Below are 16,514 nucleotides of genomic sequence, written 5' to 3'. Positions count from 1 at the left end.
ACGCCCGAGGATCGGTGATCACGGCCGGTTATGGTGATCCACCGGGAAAGTAACGTCCAACGCGCTCAGGCCGAAGCTACGGTCACCCGGTATGGATGCCAATGCATGGGCGGCCATCGCGGCCGCCGTGGTCGCGACGATCGCGCTCTACTTCGCGGCGGTGTCCGCCAGGGCCGCCAAAAGGGCCGCTGCACATGCCGAGGTTGTCGCGAAAGTTGAAGAAGACAGGAGGGAAGAGGAGCGCGATCGCCGCCATGAAGAGCTCGCGCCACTGCCCCTGGGCAGAGTGGCAACGAAAGAGACGCGCAACGGGCTCTACGCCTCCTTGCACGTGCCGCGCGTGTACCTCGTGCGCATCGGCTTATCGACCAGCGCCAACCCCGCGTCCGACGACGACTACACCTGGCAGAAGCAGCGGTTCCTTTTCGATCATGAGCCAAACGATATCTGCATCTACAGGAAGTGGCCCCTGCCCGCCCGACAGCCCCGCCTTGCTACCATCAAGATCAAATATTGGAGTCCCGACGTTCTCTACCTGGTGGGGGACGACGACATGCCACCGGAGTGGGATGAGCTCGCTTCGCAGGTATCCGTTTCCAGTTGGTGGAAGTGCCCCACCGACCCTCTCGACGCCTATTTTGTCGAATCCAACCAGTTGAGCGGGCACGGGCACTGGGAGATGCGCTCGCGCATCCTCCACCCCGATGAACCCACTGAGGGCTCAGTACAAGACTGAAGCCCCGGCGGATCACCAACGTCCAACCGGGGCTTCCACTGCGTCCAGCGGCGGCTATTTGAAGATCAGCCCCGCCTCGCGGACACGCCGCCGGATCTCCTCCACGCTCTTCGCCCCGAGACCCGGTACCTCCGCCAACCGCTCCTCACCGAGATACAGCAGGTCCTTCACCGACTCTGCCCCTCCTGCTGGAGCGGCACAGCGCGCGCCGGCGCGACCGCCGACACCGGCTGGCCGAGCATGTCCTCCAGGCCGCGCGCCTTGGCGGCGAACTCGACCGGCTCGAACCAGCGTGTCTTCTTCTCGTCGGCCACGTGCGGCGGCAGCGCGTCGCCCCGGTCCTGCCACGTGCGGACGCGCTGCTTGACCTGGTCGTAGGTGAGGCCGAGCAGCCGCGGCCATGCCCGCCAGGAGAGCTCTGAGGGTCAAGCAATATCGGGCACATTCGGTGCCTGTGCAGTGAGACCGGAGATCAGGGCGTGTCGATGGCGGCGAAGAGGCGAGCCCGGATTCTGCTCTGCTCCTGGACCAGCTCCTGGGACTTCATAAGGGCCAGGGCCGATGTCCTCGCCTGCCTGCGGACGGCGAACATGGCGTTGATCCATTCGGGGTGGGTGCTCTCCCATAGCGCCTGAGCGATACGCTCGCGCAGGGCCTTGGTGAGAGATCGGCCTTCCGCGATCCGGCTGCGGACGTCGAGGTTCTGGCCGTAGCTCATCCATTGGCAGGCGGTGTAGAGCTCCTCGTCTGAGAGCTGCACGGCGGGGAGGAGGCCAGCGGCCTGCAGACGTTCAGCCACGTCCCTGATCACAGCTAGAGACGGAAGATCGGCGGCGATGAGCCGCTGCGCCCGGACCTGCCCGTTCGCGGTATCACGGTAGATCCCTTCCGCACGGAGGCCGGATCGCCACCTGTCGGCCTCCGTTTGGGGCTGCTTACCGGTCAGCTCCTCAACGTGCTCGACGGTCAGAGCGACGCTTCCCTTGCGTCCACCAGCCGTGAAGCCGTCGCCCCAGGCCAGTGCGCGGGTGGTGGCGATCTTCTGCCACAGGAGCATGAGCAGGGTGGCGTCTTCCCTAGGGTCGTGATCCCCACGGCCAACCCTGAAATCGGAGCTCCTCGAGCCAGAGAGCATGTCGGGGACGTGCGGCTTGCGACGGTGCACGCCGAGGTTTTCCCGCGCCAGGTCAGATAGACCACAACCGGTGGAGTAGCTGCCCCCGCGCAGTCGGTGGGCAAGCGCCAGAGTGTCGACCGACCGCCGCACAACCGAGTCGGGCACGTCGGCAACCATCGCCACGGCACGTAGGTCGCAGATCAACAGCCCGTGTCCGATGATCAGATGCTGGTTTGCGCGAAGCGCTGCGATCAGGCGGCTGGCCGGGTGGCGTCCCTCGATCAGCTCGTCACCGGTGATCTGGCAACGGTTGCCGTCCCATGTCGCATAAACAAGGCCTGCCCGGCCGACAGCCCACCCGCCCGGCGGCGCGGGAGCGACACCCCGGCCGAACGGCCGGCTGGCCCGATCGAAGTCGAGATCGCAGAAGAGTAGTGAGAGCACGCCATCCCGTTGCCGTCGAAGACGCGTTCCCTTGCCCATCGAGTCGGGTCCTCTCGGCGTAGCCAGTACAACACGCATAGTGGCAGCAGAGTCCGACAGAACTGGCTGGACGAACTCGAGCCTCTCGGTCTGCCCCTCGAAGAAATCCAAATCACCGGATGTGGTCTATGGCGGCGCCGCCAGATGAGCCTCGATGGCCTCGACCGCCACGGCGGTGGTCCGCCCGTCGCGCAGATCGTCGAAATGCTCGGCGAGCGCCTCGACAACCCCGAGCTGTTCCTGCTGTTCGCACGGCCGTTCCGGCTCGCACTCCTTCAAGGACGACATGCCCAGCTTCGGCCGCCAGGCCCCGCCCGACCTCCAGCGCAAGATGGACGACTTTCGGTGAAGGGCGGCGTCGCGGACGTGCTCAGCTCATACCTTCAGGCGACCGGTGAGCCACCAGCGCAGATACGTGGCCACGTCCGGAGCGGCCCACGTGCGGCTGTCGTCCTCGTGATCCCAGCAGAACACGTTCTCGCGGGTCACCGGAGGAAGTCTCAGGGCGAACCGGTCGCCGTTGCCGGCGTCGGCGAAGAACAGCAGCGGATGGAACGGCATGTACATCCAGTCGAAAAAGCCGCTCCTGAAGTGCAGGTTCTCCTCGACGATTTCCTTCAGTGACCACACCAGCCCGAGGCCGTACGCGCCTTTGATGCCGTTCGTCTCACGCAGCAGGGAAACCAGCACTTCGGGTAGCGGATGGCCCAGCGCCCGCTCCGCTTCCTCCACCTCGCGGATGCCGACCGGGTCGGCAAAGTCGTGATCATCCGTCAGCTCGGCCACCAGCTCTCGCCACATGGGGCGCCATCATGTCGTAGCGCACCGACAAAGGAGGGACGCGGCACCGATTGTCAGCCTGGAGCCAACCCGCCCGAGGACGACCGGGGCCGGTTCCATCCTGCATACCGCAGATACGCAGAGATCCCGCCCACATAACCCGCGACCGCCGCCGAACAGGTGCCACTCTCTGGCCGACGGCACAAACGTGTGCGCAATCAGCGCAACCCGATGTCGAGGGTGATGCTGAGTAGTCCTCGGTCCTATCTTCGAAGTGGAAGTTGAGAGGTCTGGGGGTAGCTATTGCTGCTGTGTCCAGTGTGACGCTGTACAACAAGTACCGTGCGACTGGCCGATCAGGACGGGCGGCATCACGATGCAGGCATACGATTTCATCCAGAAGAATGACGGTGGAGGACGTCGAGCATGCGAGCGGGTTTGTCCCACACGCTGCCATTCTGACGCCGCCCGCCCGAGATCACGCGCTTCTGAACGGTGCTTCTTCACCCATTCGAGGTGCCGCACCACCTGATCTATATCCGGAACGCCGCGGACACCGCAACGGCCGAGCTCCGGTTCGACGACGTCCTCCCATCCCGCCGGCGGCACGGCGAGGACGAGATCGCCAGCGTCCGCGCAGACGTCCCCCTGCCCTTCCGAAGACAGGGCGATGGCCGGCAGGCCGGTGGCCATGCCCTCGACCAGCGGCAGGCCGAACCCTTCGCTGCCCAGCGCGAGCAGAACGTCGGCACGCTCGTACCAGTGGAGGATGCCACGTGTGGTCTCGTCCCCGTCTACGACGGTGATGCGGTCGTCGTCGACGGTCAGGCCACCGCGCCCCATGGCGCCAAACCTTGCCTTGATGATCAACCTGGCGGCGGGATCCCCGTCGAAGGCCGACTGCCAGGCACGAATCGCGTGTCCCACGTGCTTTCTCGGCACGACCGTCCCGACGACGAGGGTCGTGATGCCTTCTCTCTCGGGGCGTTCGACGTAGTGGTAGACGTCTGGATCGACACCGTCCGGGGTGACTTCGACGGGTGGGGTGACGCCGCTTGCGCGGAACATGTCCGCCACGAACCTGGTCGGAACCATCAACGCCTTCGCGCGATTGAGCCACGGCAGCCACGAGGCGGGGACACGGCTGGACTCCCACATCGTGTGGATGAAGTGCTCTCGCTGCGCGTACGGTTCCAGCGCTGGACGGATCCACGAGTTGAAGATCAGCGGCTCGCCACCCGGCGCCCTCGACCGCGAGAGAATATCCAGGAAGTCGGCGGATAGCCCTTCCCTCGTCAGCTTGAGCGGGACCGGGTTGACCTGGACCCCGAGTCTGGCCATGCCTACGGCGATGTACTCCGACATCCCGGCGTATCCATCGTGGACGTAATATTCGCCGACCAAGCTCACTCTGTCGATCACGTGCCCCTCATCTCCATAACCTCCAGCAGCGCGGGTCCCTTGCGCCACAGATCGCGGTGCCGGTGCACCCACGCGGACGCCTCGGCGCCGAGCTGCTTCGCCTCGTCGCGGTGCTCGGCGACCCATCGAAGCTTCCTGGCGACCTCGTCCACACCGGGTACCCCGCGTATGCCGCAAAGCCCGTAGCCCGGTTCGTTGGCGACCTCCCAGCGGGCCGGGGCGATGGCCAGGACGAGATCGCGTGCGTCGTGGCACACGTCGCCCTGCCCCTCGGACGACAACGCGATGACCGGCAGTCCAGTTGCCATCCCCTCCACCAGTGGAAGGCCGAAGCCCTCGCTGCCGAGGGCGAGCAGAACGTCCGCCTGCTCGTACCAGTGGCGGATTCCTCTCCCCATCTCTGAGTCGTCGACCACCGTGATGCGGGGGTCGCTCACGGTAAGCCCCATGGCTTTCGCGGTGTCGAACCGGGACTTGATGATCAGACGGGCGCCAGGGTCGCCGGCAAAGGCGATCTTCCAGGCCGCGATCCCTTCGGCGACATGTTTGCGTGGGAGCACCGTGCCGACGATCAGGGTGGTCAGCGTCTCGCGTTCCGGACGTACGACATACGGATAGACCGCAGGGTCTACACCTTCTGGAATTACTTCGATCGGTGCCGTCACCCCGCTGGAACGACAGGTCTTCGCGACGAACCGGGTGGGCACGACGACGGCGCGGGCCCTGTTCAGCCGCGCGGGCCAGCCTGACGGAAGCCGGCTGGATTCCCACATCGTGTGGATGAAGTGCTCATGGCCCGCATAGAGCTCCAGCTCGGGCTCGAGCGCCGCGGAGAACAGGACAGGACCCATGTCGTGGCGTCGGCGCCGGTCGGGGTTTCGTCCCCCGCCGCAGTGGGCGACGGCGCGCGACGTATCCCGGCGATGCGCGCAGCGCTTCTCCAGTCGGCCGCGACGGCCTGCTTCACAATGGCCGGATGTCCGAAGTAGCGCCAGCAGTCACCTTCGCCGAAGCTGGGAACCACGCTCGCCGTCAGAGCGGCACCGACGCCGAAAGCCATGAACAGACGTTTGGTGTCCGATGCGGGTTTCCGTCGGATCAGTGGCCTCGCTGGGAGGCGTATGGCCTTATCCAGCTCCTCATCCACGATGCGACAGAACGCGCGGGTGCGAGGGTGGAGCTTGGCCAAGAACTTCGCCCTCGCATCTACCCAGTGCTGTCTAGTGCGGTGACCACATAGGTTCACCGGCTCGAGGAACAGCGCTGTACTGCTTGCGCTGGTCGTCCTGGTTGCCCTCCACTGTCGTATCGACACCAAAGCGATCGATGGAGGAGGAGCACAATGGCCGAGCCTGTGCGGGCGCGGCGGTTGTCCGACCATGAAGGGCAAACGCTGCAGCGACTGGTCCGGCGAGGAAAGCACGACTCGGTCCGGGTCCGCCGCGCGTTGATCGTCATGGCATCGGCCAGCGGGACACCGGTGACGGCGATCGCCCAGCTGGTCGCGGCCGATGAAGACACCGTGCGTGATGTCATCCACGCCTTCAACGAGCGGGGCCTGTCCGCGCTGGACCCTAACTGGGCGGGAGGCCGTCCCCGCCGCATCACCAGCGATGACGAGGACTTCATCGCCCGGACGGCCACGACTCGGCCCGAGAAGCTGGGTCGCCCTTTCACCCGGTGGAGCATCCGCAAACTCCTCGCATACCTGGCCGACAACCCGACCCACATTGTGGCGATCGGCCGGGAGCGGCTGCGGCAGTACTTACGCGAGCACAAGATCTCCTTCCAGCGCACCCGGACCTGGAAGGAGTCCACCGACCCCCATCGGGAGGCCAAGCTGGATCGGATCGAGGAGGTCACCACCCGCTTTCCCAACCGGTGTTTTGCCTTCGACCAGTTCGGGCCGTTGTCGATCCGGCCGCAGCCCGGCTCGGGCTGGGCGCGCGAAGGCAGACCCGAACGCTGGCCGGCCACCTACCGGCGTGACCAGGGCGTGCGCTACTTTCACGGCTGCTACAGCCTGAGCGATGACCAGCTGTGGGGCGTGGTCCGGACCCGCAAGAGCGGCGCCAACACGCTGGCCGCGCTCAAGAGCATCCGCAAGGCCCGCCCCGACGGCGCGCCGATCTACGTCATCTGCGACAACCTGTCGGCCAACACCACCCCGGCCATCCGCGCCTGGGCCGCCAGCAACAAGGTCGAGCTGTGTCTAACGCCGACCTATGCCTCATGGGCCAACCCGATCGAAGCGCAGTTCGGGCCGCTGCGCACGTTCGTGATCAGCAACTCGCACCATCCCAACCACACCGTGCAGACCCGCAAACTGCAGGCCTACCTGCGCTGGCGCAACGCCAACGCCCGTCATCCCGACGTGCTGGCCGCCCAACGCCGCGAACGCGCCCGTGTCCGCAGCGAGAAACAACGACGTTGGGGCCGACCACTCGTCCGAGCAGCCTGATCACTCAAGCCGGTGAACGTTCGTGGTCACCGCACTAGCAATGTCGCCCTTGAAGGTACCTGCGAGATTCAGGCGTAGCTCTTTTTCAGCGAGCTGGCCGAGCTCGTTGCCGATCCAAGCCCTGCGATGAAGCCCGCGGCGATCCCAATCGGAATCCCCGCAACCGCTCCGCTCAGCAGGATGACGGCCCATCGAAGAGGCAGACGTTCCGGTACATCGGAAGAGTCATTGTCTTCCCCATCGTTAGGTCGTGACTGTACTGTCATTCGGGCGGGATCCTTTCCGGGCTAACGGGATAACGGAACCGCGAAGAACGGCCTCTCGGCTGCATCGAGAGGCCGTTGCTTTTTGACCGATAGTGACCTAAAGGCCACTCTCGCGTTACGTACGCTGCCACAAGATTGAGCGCGTGTCACCCTGATCGCAGATTCCAGGTTGTCAATTCCACCACCAAGGGTGGGAATCTTCCTCTAAATGCCTCTAAGCCTCCGGTTTACCCGGCCAGTATGCTGCAATCTTTTGCAGGAACTGCAACTTCTGCGATGGAGGGCATGTGGAGGAGATCAGGAGAGACGTTGTGCGCATCCTTCACCGGCTGCCTGATGTATCCGTTACCGGGGAAGGGTTCGCCTTCTACCAGCTCACAGACCAAGCCCTCGACCGAAGGGACGAGGAGGAGCGTGATCTACTGGAGGCCGAAAAGTCCGCTGATACGCACTTTGATCCTCTTCTGTATAAGCTTCGTCAGCTATCCGCGGAGCGATCCCGCATCGACGATCAGATCCGGCACCTGGTGACGTATGCTCGCAGTTTTGTTCGTCCTCGCCCCTACCAGCTCTCCATCCTCGCCGATGCGGCAAAGTGTTCGATTTCTGGGATACGGCTGATATCAAGTAACTCAAAGTACAAATCAGAGATAGCGCGCAATATCGGTAAATCGGACGTAACTGGCCAATTCTCTCCTCCGTGTGAGGATGCACTTGGAGACGCCATGTCCGACGCATTAGCGGAGCATCGGAGCCAAATCCAGTCGGAATCCGAAGAAATCAGTGGGCCGAAGCCATCCTGACCTCGGGGCTGCCTAAGGATTGGCGGGCCGCAACCCCCCTGTTTGGGCAGACCAGACATGGGCTGCTGCAGTTCGAACCTGCGTACTCGGCTCCGGAGCCCCATCTTCGATCACGCGTCGGGCTCGAAACGCCTTCGACGCAGGCTCTCACCCCCGCCTGCGCAGGGAGGACGCCAGTTGTTCAAGGTCCAGACGGGCGAGGTCCGGCTCACCCCCACGCACGTGGGGAGGACCCCGGACCGTGGCGAGGCGGTGCTGCTGGCCCCGGCTCACCCCCACTTGCGTGGGGAGGACCTAACGAGGGCGTACGTGAGTCACGAAGACACCGGCTCACCCCCACGTGCGTGGGGAGGACCGGAGGAGGCTGCTCATGATCCCCCACACCCATGGCTCACCCTCACATGCGTGGGGAGGACGCCGACTCCCCCGAGGACCCGATGCTGGCTCACCCCCACGTGCGTGGGGAGGACGCGCAGGGCGGCCCGCACATGGGCCGGACCAACGGCTCACCCCCACGTGCGTGGGGAGGACCAAGAGATCTACTTCCTGCATGAGCTGGGCCACGGCTCACCCCCACGTGCGTGGGGAGGACTTGAGCTGTCCTGGTCCTACTACCCGGCCAACCCGGCTCACCCCCACGTGCGTGGGGAGGACAAGGCATGGGCAAGCCAGACAGCCGATGTGGTCGGCTCACCCCCACGTGCGTGGGGAAGACAGCGGGTTCGACAACCCGATCGAGACCCGCACCGGCTCACCCCCACGTGCGTGGGGAGGACCGAATCAACCTGGCGGACAACAGGACTGCGGACGGCTCACCCCCACGTGCGTGGGGAGGACCGAATCAACCTGGCGGACAACAGGACTGCGGACGGCTCACCCCCACGTGCGTGGGGAGGACTAGACCACCATGAGCACGCCGAGGTTCGCGGCCGGCTCACCCCCACGTGCGTGGGGAGGACGGCTCGGTCACCTCCGCCTCCCACGCGGGCTCCGGCTCACCCCCACGTGCGTGGGGAGGACTTCACCCACGACGTCGCGATCTCAGTCCCCATCGGCTCACCCCCACGTGCGTGGGGAGGACGCCATCGACCGGCCGGAGTACAGCGTCCAGCCCGGCTCACCCCCACGTGCGTGGGGAGGACACGGGCGCTGCTGGTTGGCGTGACCCTCACAACGGCTCACCCCCACGTGCGTGGAGAGGACTCCGTCCAGGGTAAGGCCCAGGTGGCCCAGACCGGCTCACCCCCACGTGCGTGGGGAGGACTCTGAGCTCGAGAGGGAGCGGGCGGAGCTCAACGGCTCAGCCCCACGTGCGTGGGGAGGGCGGAGTGAAGAACAGCTGCGGACCTGACGGGTTCGGCTCACCCCCACGTGCGTGGGGAGGACACCTACAGGCCGTGCCGCGTGATGGTCGTCTTCGGCTCACCCCCACGTGCGTGGGGAGGCCGGCACGGAGATCACCCTTACCCCCAACGGACGCGGCTCACCCCCACGTGCGTGGGGAGGACGGCTGAACGCAACATGTACGTCGCCCGCCGCCGGCTCACCCCCACGTGCGTGGGGAGGACAACAGCAGGTAGCACGACCCGGGGCGCTTGTTCGGCTCACCCCCACGTGCGTGGGGAGGACGGCCAGCTCAGCGCGCGACACCTCACGGCCGGAGGCTCACCCCCACGTGCGTGGGGAGGACAGCTGCGCGACGCCGTCGCCCTCGAGGAACAGTGGCTCACCCCCACGTGCGTGGGGAGGACGGCCAGCTCAGCGCGCGACACCTCACGGCCGGAGGCTCACCCCCACGTGCGTGGGGAGGACGCGAGGAAGGTCTGAGCCACGGGGTGGGTCAGCGGCTCACCCCCACGTGCGTGGGGAGGACCCGAGCGGTTCATCCAGCAGCACGCCGACCGACGGCTCACCCCCACGTGCGTGGGGAGGACGGGCGCGCTTGTAGGCGTCGGCCTCCAGGGCCCGGCTCACCCCCACGTGCGTGGGGAGGACGGCTCGTTCGGGACGACCCGCTCGACCCACACCGGCTCACCCCCACGTGCGTGGGGAGGACGATACGATCACGCCCACCTCGAACGCCGACCACGGCTCACCCCCACGTGCGTGGGGAGGACGATGTGGTCCTTCCCGGCTCTCAGTAGCCGACCGGCTCACCCCCACGTGCGTGGGGAGGACGGTGGCGGCACGTCCCCGGTTGAGGACGGCGACGGCTCACCCCCACGTGCGTGGGGAGGACGGCTGCGGCGGCGGCGAGCTGGCGCGCGTCGCCGGCTCACCCCCACGTGCGTGGGGAGGACTTCACGAACTTCAAGATCGACCAGGCTGCAACCGGCTCACCCCCACGTGCGTGGGGAGGACGCACAGGCCGAGGCCGTGACGCCTAAGCCCTGCGGCTCACCCCCACGTGCGTGGGGAGGACGGGGACGCGGCGGGCGGCGGTATCTGGCGCATCGGCTCACCCCCACGTGCGTGGGGAGGACGCGCGCTGTTTGCGTAGGGCCGGGACGGACGGCGGCTCACCCCCACGTGCGTGGGGAGGACCCCGATCAGTTCATTCACCCGCCTAGTTCATCCGGCTCACCCCCACGTGCGTGGGGAGGACTCCATCGCCGTGTGGGCCACGGGGGTGGGCTCCGGCTCACCCCCACGTGCGTGGGGAGGACAGCACCAGCGGCACGGAGCGTTCAAGATGCGACGGCTCACCCCCACGTGCGTGGGGAGGACGGCGTGGTGGCAGGCTTGCGGCTACTCGTCCGCGGCTCACCCCCACGTGCGTGGGGAGGACAGGATGTTCGCCACCGAGACGGTCCACACGCACGGCTCACCCCCACGTGCGTGGGGAGGACGGTGCCGACCGAGGGCCGCGAGGGCAAGGCAGCGGCTCACCCCCACGTGCGTGGGGAGGACGTACGGCCGGAGCACGCCGCGTAGCGCGCGGGCCTTTGGGCTCACCCCCACGTGCGTGGGGAGGACACTTTGCGACCTGCACGTTCACAATTTCACTTGAAGTTCCTGAGACCCTGCCTCTCCGCCTCGTTCGTCTGCGGCGAACTTGATCAGTTGCAAGCCATCGAAATCCACCACATGTCGACGACGTTTACCTGCCGTCCGTATCGCGAACCCCTGTTCTGTATCAGCCGCATGTACCAGCACAGCCAGCCCGTCACCGACGCTCGCGCTGACCACCGACCAGAGCTCATCACGGACCCGCGCTGATACCGTGCCGACGTACAAACCAGGACTGGGCTCGATCAGCCATCGAGACAGGGCTCCTCCCACGTGATCGGGAATCGCCGTGGTTGAGATGACGATCATCGAGGGCATTGGCTACTCCAGGGAAGTCTCGCCGTACTCGAAGCCATAGTTCACCCCTGCTGGCAGCGGTCCCGCATGGGGATCCCACAGGTGCACCAAGTCGCTGTTCCGATCGGCGGTGGCATGACCGCCGGACGGGTCGAGGACCGCCTGGATGTCGGCGACGATCTGCGGCATGAGTTTGAAGGCTCGCAGGTCTTCGCGCAGTCTTCTTCTGGCTTCGCGTTCAGGATCCTCAGAGGCGTGTAGCGAGAAGGCCATCGGGATGGTGATGCGTGCTTTGTAGAGATCGGCGATGTCGTAGACGAACGCCATCTGGGTGCCGCTGTGGACGAATCCCAGCGCGGGTGAGCAGCCGAGGGCCAGTACGGCGGCGTGCACGATGCCGTACATGCAGGAATTGGCGCCCGACAGCGCTTTGTTCACCGGGTCCTGGTCGTCCCACGCGTCCGGGTCGTAGTTGCGTTTGAAGCGCTTGACGCCGTACTTGGTGGCCATGATCCGGTACAACGCCTTGATTCGCTGGCCTTCCAGCCCGCGAAGTTGTGCGAGGGTCACGCCGGCCGGGGCGGAAGTGGAGCCGAAGCGTGCCTCGTACATGCGAACGGCTACCTCCAAGCGGCGCTTGTCGTCGGCCCATGCCCTTACCTGTTTTTCCAGCCAGGAGGTGGTCAGAGAGGCAGGCATGATCCCGGCGTAACTGCGAACGCCGCCAGCTCCGACGCATACCAGTGAGGTTCCGTGGCGGGCGATGGTCGCCATCGCGGGTTGGGTGATCGAGGTGCCCAGACCCAGCAGGATGCAGGCGAGTGCGGCCGTCGGGATGTATACGCGATCGGTACCGCGGGGCGTCTCTACCTGGGCACAAACCCCGGTGTCGTCCTGCACGATTCTGACGGCCTCGGTGTACAGGAACGACAGAGAGTCCGCGACCCGGGGCAGCATGGCGAGCGTGGGCGCGGCGAGCTTGCGTCGCGCGTTCCCGCTCACCCCGCAGCCATGGCGAGGCTGAGGAGCCCGCATCCGTAGGCCTTGCCGCGCCCTATTCCGCTCAGTACGGCGGCCCGAACCAGGTCGACGTCCTGAACCACCGCGCTTCCGTCGAACCTGACGACCGCATGTCGTATCGAGGACCGCTTGGCCTGGACGTCCAGCTGCGACTGGGAGGTGACCGTCGTGATCGCGAGGCCATGCGTGGCGGCCCGCCGTACCCACCATTCCTCGGCCGCGGCGCCGCGCAGGGCTGATATCTGGCCCGCACGAGGTCCAGCCGATCTGCCCAGCCGCTTGGAGGGGTTGGCAGAGATGCGGTAGTGCACCGGCACGCCCGTCCGGAGCCGCAGGAGAAGGGCGGACAGATCTTTGACAGCGATCTCGCCGTACCCGTCGGGCAGCCGCTCGATCTGCGGTTTGTAGGTGCTCTGAACGAGTAGCTGTGCTCCCATCCTGGTGTCTTCCAACCGGAACAACACTCCCGCCTCGGCGCGTGCCGGCGTGGCGAACTCGTCGGGGACGAGCATCATGACTCGCTTGTGGAGCCGGTCGGCGTCGCCGAGGTCGTTGTTCACGTCGCGGCGCCGCACGTCGGGGAGGATTCTGGTCAGCCAGGCGTTCACCGTTCCTCCTTGATGTAGGCGACCAGTTCGTCCCAGAACGCGTCGCCGGAGTGGCACAGCTGTCTGCGCAGCGTCTTGGTGGTGATGCTGACTGTGCGGGTGCGATAGCGGCGCGCGTACCGGTTGAAGCTCTCCGGTACGTCGGCCAGCTCGGTGACGGCGTCGGCCGCGTCCACAGCGCCTTCGGTGACGAACTCCGCTTGGAGCTCCTCATCCGCGCGCAGACGGCGCGCGAGCGGCACTTTCGTCTCCAGATCCCCTACCGGGTCATCGGTTCTGCGTAGCAGCATGGGCTGGTCGGGCGGGCAGGAGCGCCGCCCGAGGTAGGGCTGCCAGTGAGGTCGCCGTAGCGCCTCGGCGAGCTCGTCCAGTCGGCTTGTCTCGCCTTCCACGGCGACGGTGAAGGCCGCGTCGGACAGGTACTGCCGCCGGGTGACCATCGTCGCGGTGTCCTTCGAGCGATACGTGCCGTCCGGTCGGGGCACGCCGCGCGGCAGGCCGCCGCCGATGGTGTGGAAATCGATCAGCTGCACTCCTGGCCTGTCGATGCGGACGGTGAAGCGCAACGCTTCGTAGGCGTCCAGGAGCCGATCTCTGCCCACTCCTTCGGCCGAGGCGAGCAGCCCGATGAGACCGGAACGGGTGGGAAAGCGCAGGGTGTCGCGCTGGGTGAAGGCGCTGTGTTCACCCCAGGACTGCAGCGGTCCGGCCAGCCGAAGCACCAGGCCACTCATGCCGGGCGCTCCCCGTGGGCAGCGGAGACCGCGCCGTCGATCAATTCGGTGAAGGATTCGACCTGTGCGCCCAAGCCGTCCAGTGGCTTGTCGTCCACGCAGGCATAGCCACGGTGAATGACGCCGGAGGTGCCCCACAACTTCTCGAGCCGCCCGGCGTGATGAGCCAGCTGGCGCCGTGATGGCGCGGCGATTCCGTGCTCGGGACGGATCGGCGCTTCGAAGGCGGCGGCGAACGAGATCGGCCGATCACCGCGCACAGCTACATGCACCAGGTCTGGCAGCGTGTTGGCGGCCGAGGAGGTCTGCTTGCCGGTGGGCAGCGAAGAGACGAAGGCGCGCAGAAACTCGCCGGTGAGTTCCCTGGCCATCGCGGCGTCGTCGCCGAGGTTCTCCATCAGGCCACGCAGATCGAGGCTGGCGTAGCGGTAGAAGACCCCGGCGCTGAACTCGGCGCTGTTCATGTGGCCGCTGCCGACCGCGTCCTCGGGCAGGCAGTCGTCGACCGCGGTGAAGAAGTCGATCTCGGGTGCGACCTCGTGGGTGGTGAAGGCGTGCGCCACCTGGACGACTCCGTCGACGCCCGCTCCGGGCAGCTCAGCCAGCATCCGGCCGAACAGGTTGATGACGCCGTTGCGCTCCGACAGCAGCTTCGCTACCTGCTCGGAAGGTAGAACCGCTTTGGGCTTCTTGACACCTGCAGTGGCTTCGATCGCCTCGCGGTGCTCGGCGGCCAGGTCGGCCAGCGCGTCGAGCGCCGCCTCGGGCAGGTACAGCAGGACGGACGTGCCGCCCTTGTCTTCCAGCTTGAGCCCCTCCTTCTTGTTCGCCGACAGCGCCACCTGTGCACCTGCGGCCAGGGCGGCCTCCTCGCTCCACCCGCGTGCCTGCAGCCGGGCGGCTACCTCTGCCGGGACGCGCCTGGTCCGCACGGCGCGATTGCCGATCGCGCGCTCGACATCGAGCCGCACGGCCCGCTTCCAGCACTGGCTGGACACACGGGTACGGGTGGCTCCGCCGTACACGAGGCTCTTGGGCGATCCCAGGTCGTCGCGGTTGAGGTTGGCGAAGGGGACGGTCTGCAGTACGTGGATGTCGAGGTATCGGGGGGTGGTCACTGGACCTCACTCTCGGAGTTGTCGGTCATGGGTTTGGCGGCTCGGTAGTAGTCCTGGAGCCAGCGTTTGGTCACCAGGTCTCGCCTGCTCCCCCAGCGGCTGAGGTCGACCAGCAGGCGGCCCCAGTCCGGGGTGATCTCTTTGCTGGTCAGGTGCCGGACCAGACCAGGAAGCTGCCGGTGCAGGCCGGTCACGTCCTGACGGCACAGCAGGTGCAGGCGTGCTTCGACGGTGTCCGGGTTGAGCTTGCCTTCCCGTACGGCTGCGCCCAACGTGCCGCCGATGCTGGTCGTGGGCCGCTCAGGCGTCTTCTCTTCCCCTGGGGGTGAAGCTGGCTTGGTTGGTTCCTGCCGCTCGGCAGGCCGGGAGGCGACGAGCGCGGCGACCGAGTAGTAGGCGCTCTCAACCGCCCGGCCGGATCCAACCGGTAGCCACGGGACGACGACCGCATGCGCACGGCGGACCATGGGGTCCTCAACGGGCCGTCCCAGTCCTCGTCGCAGAGCCGAGCGGCGTGCCGGGTCGATCTGTGCGATGCGGTTGAGGTAGCCGACGTATTTGTCAGCCGTGTCGATGGAGGGGATGGACTTCACGCGAGCTCCTTCGACTTACCGGCCGTGGGGTGAGCTTTGAAGATCAGACCTCGTTTGAGCTCGATGGCGCGTTTAGCCCGGGGCATGGCGCCCGCGCTGTCGGTGACTTCGTCGTAGACGTCGAGCCCGAGCCGGAGGAATCGACGTGCTCCGGCGTCGAAGTCGCGGTCGTTGACCGCTTGCCAGAAGATCCGCTCGGCACGTCGCCAATAGCGTGCCGCTCCTTGCGCGGGCCATGGTCCCTCGGAGACGTCTTTGCGCTGCGGTTTGCCGTTCCCGTTGGAGGGATCGTTGATCGCGATCCAGGCGTCTCGCAGCGCCCATCGCAGGTGGGCCTGCGTCCGCTCGGCGATCTGCCGTAGATCGCTGACCGCCCGCGCCACCGCGGGTTCCCTCGCGAGCGCCAGCAGCGCAGGTGTGAGACCGGACGTCCACTCCTTGTCTCGGGTCTGGCCGTCCTGCTCGAAGCCGAAAGCTCGCACGCGAAGCAGGGGGAGCAACGTCTCGCGCAGGTCTTCGATGACGCCCAGGACGACGGGCCGGCAGCGGTGTTCATCGCCTGCGTCCTCCAGCAGCAGCGAGTCGAAGTCGCGCCACAGGGCTCGGCTCGCATCCGCTTGCCGGGCGTATGCGGTGCCTTCCTTGCTCTGCTGGTAGACGAGGTAGGGGTCCTTGGCGGGAAACTCCGCGTCCCGCCACGCCCAGGTGATCCACGCGTCGACCACGAACTCACTGTCTGGGGAACGCTCCAACAGGACGGCATGCTGAAAGCGGCCGGTCAGGAGACCGGCGATGCCGCCCGGACGCGGCGGGACCCCACGCGGGTTGGGGAGTTCGTCGGCCTCCCAGGGCGCCAGATCGGGGCCGCCAGTGCGGTACTCATACGCCGGAGGAATGCCGGCGACCAAGGATTGGAAGACAGTACGGCCCAGCGGGTGGAAGGAGATTGTCCTGCGCAGCGGTCCGGCCTTGCTGTTGCCCGCAGCGGTCGCTCCCACGGTCCGTGGCGTGCATTGACCGGACGGGCCGTAGTACAGCTGCATCAGCAGCTGGTAGACCGCTTCTCG

General features: G+C 66.5%; 16 protein-coding genes and 1 CRISPR repeat array. Of the genes, 3 read left to right on the top strand and 13 right to left on the bottom strand.

Translation table 11 applies throughout. From position 1 onward, the window contains the following. Positions 1 to 91: 91 nt before the first annotated feature. Positions 92 to 736 (top strand): hypothetical protein, encoded by a 645-nt coding sequence (locus FHR33_RS47090; RefSeq protein ID WP_183662417.1) that lies wholly within the window; start codon positions 92 to 94, stop codon positions 734 to 736. A gap of 167 nt (positions 737 to 903) precedes the next feature. Here FHR33_RS47090 and FHR33_RS47085 read toward each other — a convergent pair whose 3' ends face one another. The 6 genes from FHR33_RS47085 to FHR33_RS47060 all read right to left on the bottom strand — a co-directional run bounded on the left by FHR33_RS47085 (position 904) and on the right by FHR33_RS47060 (position 5,389). Then, positions 904 to 1,050, bottom strand: a complete 147-nt coding sequence (locus FHR33_RS47085; RefSeq protein ID WP_183662415.1) for a hypothetical protein — start codon at positions 1,048 to 1,050, stop codon at positions 904 to 906. 158 nt (positions 1,051 to 1,208) lie between these two features. Further along, on the bottom strand, positions 1,209 to 2,336 hold the full coding sequence (locus tag FHR33_RS47080) for a hypothetical protein (RefSeq protein ID WP_183662413.1): 1,128 nt from the start codon (positions 2,334 to 2,336) through the stop codon (positions 1,209 to 1,211). A gap of 126 nt (positions 2,337 to 2,462) precedes the next feature. Further along, positions 2,463 to 2,624 carry a hypothetical protein gene (locus FHR33_RS47075; RefSeq protein ID WP_183662411.1) on the bottom strand — a complete coding sequence of 54 codons (162 nt, stop codon included), beginning with the start codon at positions 2,622 to 2,624 and terminating at the stop codon, positions 2,463 to 2,465. A gap of 87 nt (positions 2,625 to 2,711) precedes the next feature. Beyond that, a complete protein-coding gene (locus tag FHR33_RS47070; protein WP_183662409.1) occupies positions 2,712 to 3,137 on the bottom strand; it encodes an SMI1/KNR4 family protein in 426 nt (141 codons plus the stop codon). Positions 3,138 to 3,416: 279 nt separating this feature from the next. After that, positions 3,417 to 4,538 (bottom strand): glycosyltransferase family 4 protein, encoded by a 1,122-nt coding sequence (locus FHR33_RS47065; RefSeq protein ID WP_183662407.1) that lies wholly within the window; start codon positions 4,536 to 4,538, stop codon positions 3,417 to 3,419. Then, positions 4,535 to 5,389 (bottom strand): glycosyltransferase family 4 protein, encoded by an 855-nt coding sequence (locus FHR33_RS47060; RefSeq protein ID WP_183662405.1) that lies wholly within the window; start codon positions 5,387 to 5,389, stop codon positions 4,535 to 4,537. Before FHR33_RS47060 ends, FHR33_RS47065 begins: the two co-directional genes overlap by 4 nt. A gap of 491 nt (positions 5,390 to 5,880) precedes the next feature. Here FHR33_RS47060 and FHR33_RS47055 point away from each other — a divergent pair, with 491 nt between their 5' ends. Both FHR33_RS47055 and FHR33_RS47050 read left to right on the top strand, forming a co-directional pair. After that, positions 5,881 to 6,999 carry an IS630 family transposase gene (locus tag FHR33_RS47055; protein WP_183662403.1) on the top strand — a complete coding sequence of 373 codons (1,119 nt, stop codon included), beginning with the start codon at positions 5,881 to 5,883 and terminating at the stop codon, positions 6,997 to 6,999. A 553-nt stretch (positions 7,000 to 7,552) separates the two neighbouring features. After that, a complete protein-coding gene (locus FHR33_RS47050) occupies positions 7,553 to 8,068 on the top strand; it encodes a hypothetical protein (RefSeq protein WP_183662401.1) in 516 nt (171 codons plus the stop codon). Between the two features lie 204 nt (positions 8,069 to 8,272). Then, positions 8,273 to 11,044: direct repeats of the CRISPR family, unit length 29 nt; unit sequence CGGCTCACCCCCACGTGCGTGGGGAGGAC. An 18-nt stretch (positions 11,045 to 11,062) separates the two neighbouring features. On the opposite strand, the gene cas2e is transcribed toward FHR33_RS47050, so the two are convergent. The 7 genes from cas2e to casA form a co-directional block, all read right to left on the bottom strand. Further along, positions 11,063 to 11,395 (bottom strand): type I-E CRISPR-associated endoribonuclease Cas2e, encoded by a 333-nt coding sequence (cas2e, locus tag FHR33_RS47045; protein WP_183662399.1) that lies wholly within the window; start codon positions 11,393 to 11,395, stop codon positions 11,063 to 11,065. 3 nt (positions 11,396 to 11,398) lie between these two features. Beyond that, the gene (gene cas1e / locus FHR33_RS47040; RefSeq protein WP_183662398.1) at positions 11,399 to 12,376 is read right to left on the bottom strand and encodes a type I-E CRISPR-associated endonuclease Cas1e; all 978 of its coding nucleotides are present in this window, start codon (positions 12,374 to 12,376) and stop codon (positions 11,399 to 11,401) included. Then, complete coding sequence (gene cas6e / locus FHR33_RS47035) at positions 12,373 to 13,002, bottom strand: type I-E CRISPR-associated protein Cas6/Cse3/CasE (protein WP_183662396.1); 630 nt, start codon at positions 13,000 to 13,002, stop codon at positions 12,373 to 12,375. The genes cas1e and cas6e overlap by 4 nt, the downstream gene beginning before the upstream one ends. Beyond that, the gene (gene cas5e / locus FHR33_RS47030) at positions 12,999 to 13,736 is read right to left on the bottom strand and encodes a type I-E CRISPR-associated protein Cas5/CasD (RefSeq protein WP_183662388.1); all 738 of its coding nucleotides are present in this window, start codon (positions 13,734 to 13,736) and stop codon (positions 12,999 to 13,001) included. Before cas5e ends, cas6e begins: the two co-directional genes overlap by 4 nt. Then, entirely contained in the window at positions 13,733 to 14,854 is a 1,122-nt protein-coding gene (gene cas7e, locus FHR33_RS47025; protein ID WP_183662386.1) for a type I-E CRISPR-associated protein Cas7/Cse4/CasC, read from the bottom strand. The genes cas5e and cas7e overlap by 4 nt, the downstream gene beginning before the upstream one ends. Beyond that, positions 14,851 to 15,447, bottom strand: coding sequence for a type I-E CRISPR-associated protein Cse2/CasB (casB, locus tag FHR33_RS47020; RefSeq protein ID WP_183662384.1), 597 nt, complete (start codon positions 15,445 to 15,447; stop codon positions 14,851 to 14,853). Before casB ends, cas7e begins: the two co-directional genes overlap by 4 nt. After that, a partial coding sequence (gene casA, locus FHR33_RS47015) for a type I-E CRISPR-associated protein Cse1/CasA (protein ID WP_183662382.1) occupies positions 15,444 to 16,514 on the bottom strand: 1,071 nt, incomplete at its 5' end. The genes casB and casA, both read right to left, overlap by 4 nt.

It is taken from the genome of Nonomuraea dietziae (assembly GCF_014195505.1).
GTDB classification, from domain to species: Bacteria; Actinomycetota; Actinomycetes; order Streptosporangiales; family Streptosporangiaceae; genus Nonomuraea; species Nonomuraea roseola.
The sequence above is the reverse complement of the archived record's forward strand: the minus strand, read 5'-3'. Positions and strand labels throughout refer to the sequence as shown.

Excerpts from the sequence above, each read along its gene's own strand:
- FHR33_RS47090 (WP_183662417.1), top strand. The coding sequence starts at position 92 with ATGGATGCCAATGCATGGGCGGCCATCGCGGCCGCCGTGGTCGCGACG.
- FHR33_RS47080 (WP_183662413.1), bottom strand. The coding sequence starts at position 2,336 with ATGGGCAAGGGAACGCGTCTTCGACGGCAACGGGATGGCGTGCTCTCA.
- FHR33_RS47075 (WP_183662411.1), bottom strand. The coding sequence starts at position 2,624 with ATGTCGTCCTTGAAGGAGTGCGAGCCGGAACGGCCGTGCGAACAGCAG.
- FHR33_RS47070 (WP_183662409.1), bottom strand. The coding sequence starts at position 3,137 with ATGTGGCGAGAGCTGGTGGCCGAGCTGACGGATGATCACGACTTTGCC.
- FHR33_RS47060 (WP_183662405.1), bottom strand. The coding sequence starts at position 5,389 with ATGGGTCCTGTCCTGTTCTCCGCGGCGCTCGAGCCCGAGCTGGAGCTC.
- FHR33_RS47055 (WP_183662403.1), top strand. The coding sequence starts at position 5,881 with ATGGCCGAGCCTGTGCGGGCGCGGCGGTTGTCCGACCATGAAGGGCAA.
- cas2e (WP_183662399.1), bottom strand. The coding sequence starts at position 11,395 with ATGCCCTCGATGATCGTCATCTCAACCACGGCGATTCCCGATCACGTG.
- cas5e (WP_183662388.1), bottom strand. The coding sequence starts at position 13,736 with ATGAGTGGCCTGGTGCTTCGGCTGGCCGGACCGCTGCAGTCCTGGGGT.